A 14,317-nucleotide genomic window follows, 5' to 3' on the forward strand; every position below is an offset into this window, starting at 1 on the left:
GTCAGATCAGGCCGGCTTCGCGCATGGCCTGTTCGAGACCGGCCTCGAGGTTCGCGCTCATCGGGACCATCGGCAGGCGCAGCGCGCCGCCGCACAGGCCCATGCGGGCCATCGCCCACTTGACCGGCGTCGGGTTGGGCTCGGCGAACAGCAGCTTGTGCAGGCCCAGCAGCTTGAAGTGGATCTCGGTGGCGGTGCGGGCATCACCCGCGACCGCCGCGCGGCACAGGTCGGCCATCGCGCGCGGCGCGACGTTGGCCGTGACGCTGACGTTGCCGTGGCCGCCGAGCAGCATCAGCGCGATCGCGGTGCCGTCATCGCCGGAGTAGATCGAGAAGCCCTTCGGGGCCTGCTTGATCAGCCAGCAGGCGCGCTCGATGTTGCCGGTCGCTTCCTTGACGCCGATGACGCCGGGCAGGCGGGCGACCCGCAGCGTGGTCTCGGGCTGCATGTCCGCAACGGTCCGGCCGGGCACGTTGTAGAGCACCGTCGGGATGTCGACCGCCTCGGCGATCGCGCGGAAGTGCTGGTAGATGCCTTCCTGCGAAGGCTTGTTGTAGTAGGGCACGACGCTGAGCGTGCAGTCGGCGCCGACCGACTTGGCGAACTTCGCCAGCTCGATCGCCTCGCGGGTGGAGTTGCCACCGGCGCCGGCCATCACCGGCACGCGGCCAGCCGTCTGTTCGACGGCCACGCGGATGATTTCGCAGTGCTCGTCGACCGACACCGTCGGTGACTCGCCGGTGGTGCCGACCACGCCGATGCAGGCGGTGCCTTCGGCGATGTGCCAGTCGATCAGGCGGCGCAGAGCGGGATAGTCGACGCTGCCGTCTTCTTGCATCGGCGTCACGAGCGCGACGATGCTGCCAACAATCGGATTCATGGGCGGGTTTCCTTGCGAGCCGGCGATTCTAGCGGCCGGGTTCACACGAGCCTGACGGCTCGGGCGGGGGTGGGCGTGTGTCGTGTCAGAGCCGCAGAACGGACCGGGTGCCGTCCGCGCCGACACGGTCGAGCACGACGCGCTGGACCCGCCGCAGCGGCTCGTCGAGCAGGCCGTCCTCGTAGGCGCCGACCTGCAGTTGCGTGTCCGCCAGGCCGAGCAGTTCGCCCGGGCGCAGCAGGAAGTCCGGCCGGCTCGGTCGACCGAACTGTTCGTGGCCCAGCGCGAAGGTCTCGTAGACCAGCCGGCCGCCCGGCGCGACGCAGGCCGTGATGGCCGGCAACAGCGGCCGCCACAGGTAGTTCGTCACCACCACCAGGTCGAAGCGGCGATCCGCCAGCGGCCAGGGGCCGGCCTCGATGTCGGCCTCGATGCGTTCGGCGGCGATGCCGGCCAGCGTCGCCAGCGCCGCCGCATCGCGGTCCAGTGCCGTGACTTGGTGCCCTTGTCCGGCCAGCCAGCGCACATGCCGGCCGCTGCCGCAGGCCAGGTCCAGCACGGTGCGGCCGGGCGCCAGGTCGCGGGTGTGGCGCAGCACCCAATCGGACGGGGCGGGCATCATCAGAAACAGGCCCAGAGGCGGTTGGCCAGGTCGACCACCATCTCCGTGCGCAGGTAACTCAGGCCGACGGCGGCCAGCACGCCGGCGATGGCCAGACCGGCCATCGTCCGCTTGAGCCAGCGCGGCAGTCCCGGCACCGGATCGGGTTGCGGCGGCAGGTGATCGAGCGGGTTCATGCCGGCACCGCCGTCGGGCGCGCGATGGCCGTCTCCCGCACCGGCAGGTTCACCAGCGCGGCGAAGATGCCCAGCGCCACCGCGATCCACCAGACCACGTCGTAGCTGCCGGTGCTGTCGTACAGACGGCCACCCAGCCAGACGCCCATGAAGGAGCCGATCTGGTGGCTGAAGAACACGAAGCCGCCCAGCATCGACAGGTAGCGCACGCCGAAGACCTGGGCCACGATCGCGTTGGTCGGTGGCACGGTCGACAGCCACAACACGCCCATCACGGCCGAGAAGATGTAGACGCTGATCGGCGTCAGCGGCACGTTCAGAAAGATCACGATCGCCACGGAACGCAGGCCGTAGATCGTCGCGAGGATGTGCCGCTTGGCGAGTTTCTGGCCCAGCGCCCCGGCCGCGTAGGTGCCGAAGACGTTGAACAGGCCGATCAGTGCCAGCGCGCCGGTCGCCACCTCGGGCGCCAGGCCGTGGTCCTTCAGGTAGCTCGGCATGTGGACGCCGATGAAGACGACCTGGAAGCCGCAGACGAAGTAGCCGGCCATCAGCAGCTGGAAGCTGCGGTAGCCGAAGGCCTCGCGCAGGGCCGCGCCGATGCTCTGCTGCACGGTGTTGCCCGGGCTGGCGGCCGGCGGCTCCTTCAGGCCCCAGGCCAGCGGGACGATCACCAGCGCCAGCATCCCCAGCACGAACAGCGCCTGCTGCCAGCCCAGGCTGGAGATCAGGAAGTTCTCGACCGGCACCATCAGGAACTGGCCGAACGAGCCGGCTGCAGCGGCCACGCCCATCGCCCACGAGCGCCGCGACGGGTCGATCTGGCGGCCGATCACGCCGTAGACGACGGCATAGGTGCAGCCCGACTGCGCGATGCCGATCATCAGGCCGGCGCTGCCGGTGAAGGCCAGGCCGTTGGTCGCCAGCGCCATCAGCACCAGGCCGGCGGCGTACAGCACGCTGCCGCCGATCAGCACGCGCAGGGCGCCGTAGCGGTCGGCCAGCATGCCGGCGATCGGGCCGGAGACGCCCCAGGCCAGGTTCTGGATCGCCAGCGCGAAGGCGAAGGTCTCGCGGGTCCAGCCACGCTCGGTGGTGATCGGCCCCAGCCACAGGCCGAAGCCGTGGCGGATGCCCATCGACAGCGTGACGATCAGGGCCCCGCACAGCAGCACCTGCTGCATCGACAGGCGGGGGGCGGCAACGGCTTGGTGTGACGACATCCGCGCACTGTAGCCAAAGCGGCCCCGGCGCGCGGGCGACGTGACCGGACGCTCAGAAGCGAAGGCCGACCTTGGCGCCGTAGCTCGCGGCCTTGCCGGTCTTGTCGGTCTCGAGCGCCAGGTTCATCAGGCCGAGGTTGATGTTCACGCCGCCGAACACCTTCTGCTGCGTGAAGCGCTCGCCGGCCAGCGCCGTGCCGGGCGCGGAGGTCCGGACCTGGACGGTGCCGATGCCGGCATAGGGCGTGAACATCACGAAGCCCTTGGAGATCGAGACGTCGAGGCTGGTCGTGTCGACGTTCAGCTGGTTGACGCCGGCCAGGTTGTTGATGGCCGCACGCACCGCGATGGCCGGCGTCAGCATGCCGCCGCCGACGAAGGCCCAGCGCAGTTCGCCGCCACGGGTGCGCACGTTGCTGCCCGGCACGCTGCCCAGCGCCACGCCGACGTCGACGCCGAACGGCAGGCCCTTGACCGCCCGCACGCTGACCAGCGGCAGCGTCGACGGCACGCTCGAACCGCCGGCGGCGGCTGTCAGCGCGGCGGTGTTCTCGAGCTTGGTGCCGGTCATGCCGATGCCGATGTCGAAGCCGATCAGGCCCAGGCCCTCGGCCGGCGTCATGGCCTTGTAGGACACGGCCGCGCCGAGGTCCTCGCTGAGCTGGCGGAACTGGCTCTGGCTCAGGCTGCCGATGGCGTTGATGTCGGCCGCGTGGGCCGCGCCGCAGGCCAGCAGGGTGACGCCGGCGATGAACTTCAGACGAGCTTGCATGGGACTTCCTTTCAGGTTTGCTGCGAGTGCACAAAACGGCCGAAGGCTAGCACCCGGCCGACAACCGAAGCCTCGGGCCGGGCGCGGGAATGTGTCCTGGCGTGACAGCCCGGCGCGGCCGGGCCGGTTGGGGTGGCTGCCTAGAATCCGCCGCCATGTCGACCTCACCGAAGTCCAGTCCCGCCTATGGCGAGGCCTCCATCCGCGTCCTCAAGGGCCTAGAGCCGGTCAAGCAGCGACCGGGCATGTACACCCGCACCGACAACCCCCTGCACATTGTCCAGGAGGTCATCGACAACGCCGCCGACGAGGCCCTGGCCGGCCACGGCAAGCGCATCGCCCTGACCCTGCATGCCGACGGCTCGATCAGCGTCGACGACGACGGCCGCGGCATCCCCGTGGGCCTGCACCCCGAAGAACAGGTGCCGGTGGTCGAGATCGTCTTCACGCGGCTGCATGCCGGCGGCAAGTTCGACAAGGGCTCCGGCGGCGCCTACAGCTTCTCGGGCGGCCTGCACGGCGTGGGCGTCAGCGTCACCAACGCGCTGTCGACGCGGCTGCAGGTGCAGGTCCACCGCGAGAAGCAGGTCGCCACGCTGGTGTTCTCCGGCGGCGACGTGATCGAGCCGCTGCAGATCCGGCCGATGGTCAGCGGCGAACGGCGCAGCGGCACCTCGGTACGCGTCTGGCCCGATCCGAAATACTTCGAGAGCGCCGAGCTGCCGCGCCACGAGCTGGTCCACCTGCTGCGCAGCAAGGCCGTGCTGATGCCCGGCGTGACCGTCACGCTGACGACCGAGAAGACCGGCGAGACGCAGACCTGGCTGTACCAGGGCGGCCTGGGCGACTACCTGCGCCAGAACCTGGCCAGCGACGCGCTGATCCCGCCGTTCGAGGGCGAGCAGTACGCCGGTTCCGGCGAGACCGAGAACTTCGCCGAAGGCGAGGGCGCCGCCTGGAGCGTCGCCTTCTGCGAGGACGGCACCAACCTGCGCGAGAGCTACGTCAACCTGATCCCGACGGTGGCCGGTGGCACCCACGAGGCCGGCCTGAAGGACGGTCTGTTCCAGGCCGTCAAGGGCTTCGTCGAGCTGCACGCGCTGTGCCCCAAGGGCGTCAAGCTGATGCCCGACGACGTCTTCGGCCGCGCCAGCTTCGTGCTGTCGGCCAAGGTGCTGGACCCGCAGTTCCAGGGCCAGACCAAGGAACGCCTGAACAGCCGCGACGCGCTGCGGCTGGTCACCGCCTTCGTGCGACCGGCCTTCGAGCTGTGGCTGAACCAGCACGTCGAACACGGCAAGAAGCTGGCCGAGTTGGTGATCCGCCAGGCCCAGGCCCGCCAGCGCGCCGGCCAGAAGGTCGAGAAGCGCAAGGGCTCCGGCGTGGCCGTGCTGCCGGGCAAGCTGACCGACTGCGAGAGCCGCGACCTGAGCCTCAACGAGGTCTTCCTGGTCGAGGGCGACTCGGCCGGCGGCAGCGCCAAGATGGGCCGCGACAAGGAGACCCAGGCCGTGCTGCCGCTGCGCGGCAAGGTGCTGAACTCGTGGGAGGTCGAACGTGACCGCCTGTTCGCCAACACCGAGATCCACGACATCGCCGTGGCCATCGGCGTCGACCCGCACGGCCCCGACGACCAGCCCGACCTGAGCGGGCTGCGCTACGGCAAGGTCTGCATCCTCAGCGACGCCGACGTCGACGGCTCGCACATCCAGGTGCTGCTGCTGACGCTGTTCTTCCGCCACTTCCCCAAGCTGATCGAGACCGGCCACATCTTCGTGGCCAAGCCACCGCTGTTCCGCATCGACGCCCCGGCGCGTGGCCGCAAGCCGGCGGTCAAGCTCTACGCGCTCGACGAGGGCGAACTGCAGGCCACGCTCGACAAGCTGCGCAAGGAAGGCGCCCGCGAGGGCAGCTGGACCATCAGCCGCTTCAAGGGCCTGGGCGAGATGAACGCCGAGCAGCTCTGGGAAACCACCCTCAACCCCGACACCCGCCGACTGCTGCGGGTCGACTGGGGCTCGGTCGACTTCGGCGCCACGGTCGAGGCGATGGACAAGCTGATGGGCAAGGGCGAAGCCGCCTCCCGGCGTGCGTTGATGGAACTGCACGGCGACAGCGTCGAGGTGGATATCTGACCCGGGTTTGACCGTTTCAGGGCTTGGCCAGTTTGTTTGGGTAGATCCGGGTGGGTTTGAGATAAAACCTCTTCTGGATTCCCGGTCTTCACTCAGGTATGTCTGGGAAGACAAATCAGGGAAACCTTGTTTCTTCAAACATGGATTTGACTGGCTGAACGAAGTAGCGGTCTCCGTCTGAAAAAAATCACCCGACACCCCCGATTGCGGGGTGTCGTACATATTAAATCCTCATAAGAATCATTGTCATAGAGGGGCGATCGGCTTTTCGGGTCGATACCTCCGGCTGATTCGAGGGGGATTCCACGCAGAGATTGCAGGCGATTACCTGCCTCGGTTGCGGCGTTGCCCGAAGAATCGTTTGTCATTCTTTTCGGGAGCGTGAGCATGAACGAGGCCATTCGCCATCTGGTGTGTGTTGACCGTGCGGTGCAGGAACCGTGGCAATTCCTCGGCAGCTTGCCGCTGAACAGCGTGATCGTGATGCTCGACACCGGTTCGCCGGGTATCGAGCAGGTCTGGATCGCCGCGGCGAGCCTGGCCGACCTGACATCGCTGCAGATCGTCTCGCACGGCGCGCCGGGTTGCCTGCGGCTCGGCGGCGACGTCATCGATGCGGAGGCCGTGCGCCGCGACCCGATGGCGTGGACCGGCATCGGCCAGGCGCTGGCCCAGGACGGCCAGATCCTGCTGTATGGCTGCGAGATCGGCCAGGGCGATTCCGGTGACGAGTTCGTCCGCGTGCTGTCCGAGGCGACCGGCGTTGCCGTGGCGGCCTCCCGCCAGGTCAACGGCAATTTCACGCCCGTGCGTTTCGACGCCCGTCACCTGCCCGCCGCCAGCGATGCGTCCCTGCCCCTGCCGCCGACCCTCGACCTGCGGGCCTATGCACACGCGCTGGTCATCCAGGGCGACGCGCAGGCCAACCTGCTGCAGGGTACGGCGGGGGATGACACGATCGTCGGCCTGGCCGGCAACGACACCCTGATCGGCCTGGCCGGCAACGACAACGTCGACACGATCAGCGACTTCAGCAGCGGTGACCGGCTGGTGCTGGACGCCGCCGTGTTCGCCGGCATCGGCCTGCACAACGTCACGCTCGACGCGACGATGCTGCGCCAGGGCGCGGGCGTCGTCACGGCCGGGGATGCCAACGACCACGTGATCTTCAACACCTCGACCGGCGCGCTGTACTACGACGCCGACGGGGCAGGCGGTGCGGGTGCGGTGCGGTTTGCCACGCTGACGGGGGTGACGTCGATCGCGGCGACATCGATCCTGGTGGCCGACCAGCCGTTCGCGGTCTGAGGCGTCGGGCGCGCCTTCCGGACGGCGTGGATGTGGCGTGTCCGCATCCGCGCCGGCGGTCTCGGCGTCTTGATCCTGCAAACCGGTGAAGCATCACGGCCGACGGCCCCCGCGCCTGCGGGTCGCAAGCGTTTGCGGTGCCGGCAAACGTGTCGGATGACACTACATTTTGTTGCGGCGCCGCTCCCGAGTGGAAAAGCGGTTCCGGAACTGAACAAGCAGCGGGGTAGAAGATCGTGGAAAGAGCCCGAACGGGGCGAGCGGTGGGGTGGGACGTCGTGCTGTGTGCAATGGGCGTCGCGGTGCTGGGCTGGGCGGTGTTCGCGCACGGCCAGGGCCGGCCCGACGCGCTGCGCCAGCTGGCCGAAGGCCGCATCAACCAGGCACTGGCCGATGCCGGTCACGGCTGGGCGCGCCTGAAGGTGAACGACAGCATCGGCGTGCTGGTCGGCACGGCGCCGAACCCGGCCAGCCGGACCGCGCTGATGGATGTCGCCCGCGAGGTCACCGAGCCCTATGCCGGCGTGCCGGGCGTGTTCTGGCGGCTCGAGGACCGCACCCAGGTCAACGAGGTCCTGCCGCCGCGGCCGACCGCGCCGCCGCCGCCGCCCGAGCCCGAGGTCGATCTGCTGGCCGAGCTGGCGCCGCCGGGTGCCGGCCGGGTCGCCGACAAGACCCCCGTGCGTGGCCCGTCGATGGCCGCCTGCCTGAAGGCCTTCCAGACCGTCCAGGAGACCCGCCCGCTGCGCTTCCGTCCCGGCATGGCGACGCTCGAACGTGGCACCGGCGTGGTGGTGCAGCAGCTGGCTGCGCTGGCGATGCAGTGCAAGGACTGGCGGCTCGTGGTCGAGGCGCCGCTGGACGGCATCGGCCCGCGTCGTGGTGACGTCAGCCTGGGCGAACGCCGCGCGGCGGTGATCGCGGCGGCGCTGATGGTCGAGGGCGTGCCGGCGCGCCAGATCGAGGCGGTCGCGCAGCAGCCCGAGGCGATCGAGTCGGCCATCGTCCAGGCGAATGCCGCCGCGAGTGCCGCGGCGCTGGCCGCTTCCGACGCCTCGGTGGCCGCCTCCGCCGTGCTGGCCGAGGCCAGCGCGCCGCAGGTCGCGCCCCGCCCGGTGCCGCGTCCGGCGTCGCGCAACCGTGTCGAATTCCGGCTCGCGTCCCTGTCGGCGCGCTGAGCCCCCCAACGCAACCCATCACCTAGGTCACGACCATGTTCCTGCTGGCCCAACTCTGGATCTTCCTGCTGCTCGCCGCCGTGCTGGGCGTGCTGATCGGCGTCTCGGTGGCGCGGCGCTTCTGGGTGGCGCGCACCGAGGCGACCCGGATGGAGCTCGAGTTCCGTCACACCGAGCAGCTCTACAGCGTCAGCGCCGAGAACGACGCCGCGCTGGCCGCGCTGGAGGCGGCGCGCTGGGAGGCCAACGTCGCGCTCGACAAGACCACCGCCGACGCCGCCGGCATGCAGGCGCGCATCAACGAGCGCGACCGCCAGATCCGCGAACTCAGCCAGATGCTGATGCGCGTCAACGGCGACCTGGCCAAGGCCGAGGGCGTGCGCCGCGCGCTGATGACCGAGCGCCAGAAGCATCGCGAGGAGATCGAGATGCTGCGCAAGCAGGTGGCCTCCGGCCGCGCCGAGCTGGCGCAGGCGCTGGGCCAGCACGAGCGCGAGCGCCAGAACCTGCAGGAACAGCTGGCCGCCGAGCGCGCCTTCCGCCTGCAGGGCTCGCTGCAGGGCTGACACGGGGCGACGCTAAGATCCCGCGCCTTTCAAGCTTGACCCGGCCGCAAGGCACACGGGCCGACCTCGCGGGACGATGCAACAGACTCCGATGGACTTCGCGCCGCCGCCGCCGCCCGCCCCGGGCAGCGACGCCGACGCCCTCACGCTTGCCCACTACGCCGAGCGGGCCTACCTCGAATACGCGCTCAGTGTCGTCAAGGGCCGGGCCCTGCCCGATGTCTGCGACGGCCAGAAGCCGGTGCAGCGCCGCATCCTCTACGCGATGCAGCGCATGGGGCTGGCCTTCTCCGGCAACGCCGGTGCCAAGCCTGTCAAGAGCGCCCGCGTCGTCGGCGACGTGCTGGGCCGCTACCACCCGCACGGCGACACCGCCGCCTACGACGCGCTGGTGCGCATGGCGCAGGACTTCAGCCTGCGCTACCCGCTGATCGACGGCCAGGGCAACTTCGGCTCGCGTGACGGCGATGGCGCAGCGGCGATGCGCTACACCGAAGCGCGGCTGACGCCGATCTCGCGCCTGCTGCTCGACGAGATCGACGAGGGCACCGTCGACTACGTGCCCAACTACGACGGCTCGACCGAGGAGCCTCGCCAGCTGCCGGCGCGGCTGCCCTTCGTGCTGCTCAACGGCGCCTCCGGCATCGCGGTCGGCATGGCCACCGAGGTGCCCAGCCACAACCTGCGCGAGGTCGCCGCCGCCGCCGTCGCGCTGATCCGCGACGAGGCCTTGGGCGACGACGCGCTGGCCGAGCTGCTGCCCGGCCCGGACTACCCCGGCGGCGGCCAGATCATCAGCAGCCCGGCCGACATCCGCGAGGCCTACCGCACCGGGCGCGGCTCGCTGAAGGTGCGCGCGCGCTGGAAGATCGAGGACCTGGCGCGTGGCCAGTGGCAGCTGATCGTCACCGAACTGCCGCCGGGCACCAGCAGCCAGAAGGTGCTCGAGGAAATCGAGGAACTCAGCAACCCGAAGATCAAGGCCGGCAAGAAGGCGCTTGGCGCCGAGCAGCTGCAGCTCAAGACGACGCTGCTGGCGGTGCTCGACGGCGTGCGCGACGAGTCCAGCAAGGACGCGCCGGTGCGCCTGGTGTTCGAGCCGCGCAGCCGCACCGTCAGCCAGCAGGAGCTGATCACCACGCTGCTGGCGCACACCAGCCTGGAAAGCTCCGCGCCGATCAACCTGACGATGGTCGGCGCCGACGGCCGGCCGACCCAAAAGAGCCTGCGCCAGATCCTGACCGAGTGGGTCGGCTTCCGCCAGACGACGGTGCGCCGCCGCACCGAACACCGGCTGGGCCGTGTGCGCGACCGCATCCACGTGCTCGAAGGCCGGCAGCTGGTGCTGCTCAACATCGACGAGGTGATCCGCCTGATCCGCGAGAGCGACGAGCCCAAGCCCGCGCTGATCGCCCGCTTCAGCCTGAGCGACCGCCAGGCCGAGGACATCCTCGAGATCCGGCTGCGCCAGCTGGCGCGGCTGGAGGGCATCAAGATCGAGCAGGAACTGGCCGAGCTGCGCGGCGAGGAAGCCAAGCTGTCGGACATCCTCGCCAACCCGGGCTCGCTCAAGCGCGTGCTGATCCGCGAGATCGAGGCCGACGCGAAGGCCCACGGCGACGAGCGCCGCACGCTGATCCAGGCCGAGAAGAAGGCCGTCGCCGAGGTCAAGGTGATCGACGAGCCGGTCACGGTCGTCGTCAGCCAGAAGGGCTGGGTGCGCGCGCGCACCGGCCACGGCCACGAGCCCGGCGGCTTCGCGTTCAAGGCCGGCGACGCGCTGTACGGCACCTTCGAATGCCGCACGGTCGATCCGCTGATCGTCATGGGCAGCAACGGCCGGGTCTATTCGGTGCCGGTCAGCCAGCTGCCGGGCGCACGTGGCGACGGCGTGCCCATCACCAGCCTGATCGAGCTGGAGGCCGGCACGCAGCCGCTGCACTACCTGGCTGCGGCGGCCGACACGACGCTGCTGATCGCGCACAGCGGCGCGACCGGCCTGCTGGCCAAGGTCGGCGACATGACCGGGCGCAACAAGGGCGGCAAGGCCTTCCTGACGCTCGAAGCCGGCGAGACCTGGCTCTCGCCCGTGCGTGTGCAGGCCGACCACCGCCAGGTGGCCTGCCTGAGCGTCAAGGGCGCGCTGCTGACCTTCGCGCTGGACGACCTGAAGCACCAGCCCGGCGGGGGCCGCGGGCTGATGCTGATGTCGCTGGAGGACGGCGACGCGCTGGCCGGCGCGACGACCTATGCGGCCGGCGTGCGCATCACCGTGATCGGCCGCAACGGCCAGGCGCGTGACGAGGACCTGCGCACCGTCGCGCTGCAGCCCTACGCCAACAAGCGGGCGCGCAAGGGCAAGGACTGGTCCGGCCGTCTGAAGGTCCAGGCGATCCAGGCGCTCTGAGTCACGCCGGGGCGCGGCCGCAGCCGCGTCCGTGACTCAGTGGTGACGCTGCGCCGCCGCGCGTGGCTTGCGGGCCGGCGCGGCCTTCGGGGTGACCGCCGCCGGGCGCGTGTTCGTGGCGGTGTCGACCGGCGGGACTGCACCGGCGCGCGGCAGTTCGGGCGGCAGCACCTGACCGGCTGGCGGCCAGTTCACCGGCGGCAGCGTCGAGACCCACCAGGACAGCCAGAGCTGGCCCGCCTCCATCCATTCGTGCCAGTAGCGTTGCTGCTGGTGCAACCAGGTGTCCCAGCCTTCGTGCCGGTCGGTCGGCGAATTCGGGTTCGGGCGCGGGTCCATCGTGAGCCTCCTGGGAAGACAGGGTGCGGGGAGCAGGACCCAGGGCGGTCTGCCTTGGGTTCTGCCCGCCATGTTCTCACCGACGGACCCGCGAGGGAATGGTCAGCGCGTGACCGTGCGCACCGTGCTCATCACCCAGGGCGAGTTCGCGCCGACCTCCACCGGGGTCGCGCTGCGCACGCGGAAGCGGTAGCTGTTGGTGCCGGCGGGCAGGGCGGTGTAGGCGATGGTCGGCGACGCGGTGGTCGTGCGGGCCACCGAGCCCAGGTTGACCCAGTTGCTCGTGTTGGCCGTGCAGGTCGTCGCGTTGCCGATGCAGTACTGCGCCACGTAGCTGGCGATACCGGCATTGCCCGCGCCGCCCGGCTGGGTGAAGGTCAGCGCGTTGGCGCCGGCCGTCACGCCGCCCGGAGCCGGGACGGTGCCGTTGTAGATGAAGCCTGACGTGCTGCCGTCGCCCACCGTGCCGCCATTGACCGGCGTGACCACGTAGCGGAACACGCCCGGGTTGGCCAGGCCGCGCGCCAGGTTGCTGGCGACGGTGCCGATGTTGCGGTTGTAGGTCTGCAGGTTGACGGTGTTGACCGTGACCGAGTCGGTCGCCGTGGCCGCGAACACGCCGGTGGTCGCGTCATGGGTGTGGCGCTGGCGGGTGATGCGGTAGCCGGTCTCGCTGGTCGCCGTGTCGGTCCAGCGCAGGATGGCCGAGTTGGCGTTGTTGGGGTCGATCGTGGCCGTCAGGCTGGCCGGCGCCGACAGCGTGTTGACGGCGCTGGCCGTGCGGCCCGACAGCGTCGCCGAGCTGGCGTTGCCGGTGTTGCCGACCACCTCGATGCGGTAGGTGTAGGCCGTGTTCACCGCCAGGCCGGTGTCGGTGTAGGTCATCGCCTGACCGGCGGCGACGTTGCCGACCAGCACCTCGTTGAGCCCGTTCGCGTCGCTGCGGTAGATGCGGTAGGCGCGCAGGCTGGTCGAGACGCGGCTCCAGGTCACCGTCAGCGAGGTCGTCGGATTGACCGCCGCCTGCCGCACCGCCGTGATCGTCGGCGCCAGGATGGGCACGACAACCGGGGTGGTCAGGTTGGATTCGGCCGTCTCGTTGCCCCGCACCGCCACGACCCGGTAGGCATAGGTGTTGTCGTCGGCGATGCCGGTGTCGGCGAACTGGGTGACGTCCGCCCCGATCGCGGCCGGCAGGGTCGTCGCGGTCGCCGAACCGTTCAGGTAGCGCTTGATCTGGTAGCCGAACTCGTTGCTGCTGTCCTGCCAGGTGACCAGGATCGAGCCGGTCTGGCGCGTCGCCGCGGCGTGGGTCGGTGCCTGCAGCGCGACCGCATCGACCACGCGGACGGGCGCCGTGTCGCTGCCGCCGGCCGGCGACTGCACGGTGACCGTGCCGGGCGGCACGCGGGTGACGATCGGCGCGCCGTTGGCGGCCGTGGCGGTCTCCTCGATGATCAGGCGGGACTGGGCGACCGTGGCGTCGCTGGACGTGGCGCGCACCGTCAGCACGCCGGCGCTCGGGTCGTAGTCGGCCTGCTGGATCACGACCGAGTCGGTCAGGCCGCGCACCAGCCGGGTCGCCTGGCCGACGCTGCCGTCTGCGGCCTTGCCGTTGGCGACCAGTTCCATGCCGATCGGCAGGGCGGTCGTGGCGCTACGAACGCCGATGCCGCGAGCGGTCGAGAACACGTCGGCGCTGTGGTCCAGCGCGACGGCGGTGGTGATGCCGGTGCCGCTGGCGACGGTCGTCGTGACGTCCTTGATCGTCACCGAGCTGTCGGTGCCGGAGGTCGCGAAGGCGTCGATGCGGGTGTCGTTGGTGCCGGCCGCGCGGCGATAGGTGACACGATCCGAGGCCAGCACGGCCTGCGTGTCGCCGTCCCAGAGCTGGCCCTGGACGGTGAACAGGTCGTTGCGGATGCGGTGGCTCGGCTGGCCGCCGACGACCGCGAAGTTGACCGGCGTCTCGTCGTTCAGCGCGACCGCCTCGATCTCGACGAAGTTGCGCACGCTGCCACCCTTGACGGTGTGGAAGGTGGCGCCATCACCGATGTAGCCGGCCGGCGGCGCGGCCTCGCCGGGGCGGTGGCCCGCGTCACCCGGTTCGGTCCAGCGCAGCCACGGCCCGACCTTGCCGCAGGCATCGGTCTGGCCCGGGCGGAAGGCGATGTCGAAGGTCTCGTTGACCTCCCAGCCGGCCGCGTCGATCGCCTCGACCAGCACCTCGTGCGTGCCCCAGGGGTGGTGGATGCGGTAGCGGCCGAGCTGGTCGGTGTTCATCCGCACGCGGAAGCGGGTGAACGTCAGCTGTTCGCCGGCGGTCGGCTCCTCGACCGTGTAGGTCGCCTCGGCGGCCATCACGAAGCGCAGCTCGAAGCCGGTGACCGCGTCCTCGGTGACGCTGTCGGCGAGCCAGAAGAAGGACTCGGCGCCGGTGCCGGTCTGCTCGGACTGCAGGTTGCCCGGCACCTGCGGGTCGAAGAAGCAGAGGTTCGGGTCCTTGCAGATCTGCAGGGCCAGGCCGTTGATGTCCTTGACGTATTCGCCGTAGCCGGTGACCGGGTTGAGCTGGCCGACGACGAAGGGGCGCGGGCCCTCGGTCGACGTGCAGCTGACGGCGGCCTGCGCCGAGGCGCTGGCGGCGTAGATCTCGAGCGCACCTGCGACCAGGGCGACGATGAGTTTGCGTTGCATGGCGGGTCTCT

At 70.2% G+C, this 14,317-nt stretch carries 12 protein-coding genes; 5 read left to right on the forward strand and 7 right to left on the reverse strand.

Annotated elements, in window-relative coordinates:
* Position 1 precedes the first annotated feature (1 nt).
* From dapA to ACWA7K_RS05980, 5 genes are all read right to left on the reverse strand, one after another.
* A complete protein-coding gene (gene dapA / locus ACWA7K_RS05960) occupies positions 2-883 on the reverse strand; it encodes a 4-hydroxy-tetrahydrodipicolinate synthase (RefSeq protein WP_456166607.1) in 882 nt (293 codons plus the stop codon).
* 85 nt (positions 884-968) lie between these two features.
* On the reverse strand, positions 969-1,502 hold the full coding sequence (locus ACWA7K_RS05965; protein ID WP_456168695.1) for a class I SAM-dependent methyltransferase: 534 nt from the start codon (positions 1,500-1,502) through the stop codon (positions 969-971).
* 2 nt (positions 1,503-1,504) lie between these two features.
* The gene (locus ACWA7K_RS05970) at positions 1,505-1,681 is read right to left on the reverse strand and encodes a hypothetical protein (protein WP_456166609.1); all 177 of its coding nucleotides are present in this window, start codon (positions 1,679-1,681) and stop codon (positions 1,505-1,507) included.
* Positions 1,678-2,904, reverse strand: coding sequence for an MFS transporter (locus tag ACWA7K_RS05975; protein ID WP_456166611.1), 1,227 nt, complete (start codon positions 2,902-2,904; stop codon positions 1,678-1,680). The genes ACWA7K_RS05970 and ACWA7K_RS05975 overlap by 4 nt, the downstream gene beginning before the upstream one ends.
* Before the next feature lie 52 nt (positions 2,905-2,956).
* Positions 2,957-3,676 carry a hypothetical protein gene (locus tag ACWA7K_RS05980; RefSeq protein WP_456166613.1) on the reverse strand — a complete coding sequence of 240 codons (720 nt, stop codon included), beginning with the start codon at positions 3,674-3,676 and terminating at the stop codon, positions 2,957-2,959.
* Between the two features lie 155 nt (positions 3,677-3,831).
* On the opposite strand from ACWA7K_RS05980, the gene ACWA7K_RS05985 reads away from it, so the two are divergent.
* The 5 genes from ACWA7K_RS05985 (at position 3,832) to parC (ending at position 11,270) form a co-directional block, all read left to right on the forward strand.
* A complete protein-coding gene (locus tag ACWA7K_RS05985; RefSeq protein WP_456166615.1) occupies positions 3,832-5,811 on the forward strand; it encodes a DNA topoisomerase IV subunit B in 1,980 nt (659 codons plus the stop codon).
* A 387-nt stretch (positions 5,812-6,198) separates the two neighbouring features.
* Entirely contained in the window at positions 6,199-7,119 is a 921-nt protein-coding gene (locus ACWA7K_RS05990; protein WP_456166617.1) for a DUF4347 domain-containing protein, read from the forward strand.
* A 263-nt stretch (positions 7,120-7,382) separates the two neighbouring features.
* Positions 7,383-8,297, forward strand: a complete 915-nt coding sequence (locus ACWA7K_RS05995) for a hypothetical protein (RefSeq protein ID WP_456166619.1) — start codon at positions 7,383-7,385, stop codon at positions 8,295-8,297.
* Between the two features lie 35 nt (positions 8,298-8,332).
* Positions 8,333-8,863: a hypothetical protein gene (locus tag ACWA7K_RS06000; RefSeq protein WP_456166621.1), complete on the forward strand. Its 531-nt coding sequence runs from the start codon at positions 8,333-8,335 to the stop codon at positions 8,861-8,863.
* Between the two features lie 76 nt (positions 8,864-8,939).
* Entirely contained in the window at positions 8,940-11,270 is a 2,331-nt protein-coding gene (parC, locus tag ACWA7K_RS06005) for a DNA topoisomerase IV subunit A (RefSeq protein ID WP_456166623.1), read from the forward strand.
* Positions 11,271-11,306: 36 nt separating this feature from the next.
* On the opposite strand, the gene ACWA7K_RS06010 is transcribed toward parC, so the two are convergent.
* Positions 11,307-11,609, reverse strand: coding sequence for a hypothetical protein (locus ACWA7K_RS06010; RefSeq protein ID WP_456166625.1), 303 nt, complete (start codon positions 11,607-11,609; stop codon positions 11,307-11,309).
* A gap of 102 nt (positions 11,610-11,711) precedes the next feature.
* Positions 11,712-14,306, reverse strand: coding sequence for a hypothetical protein (locus ACWA7K_RS06015; RefSeq protein WP_456166627.1), 2,595 nt, complete (start codon positions 14,304-14,306; stop codon positions 11,712-11,714).
* Positions 14,307-14,317 lie beyond the last annotated feature (11 nt).

It is taken from the genome of Leptothrix mechoopdaensis (SeqCode) (assembly GCF_053893855.1).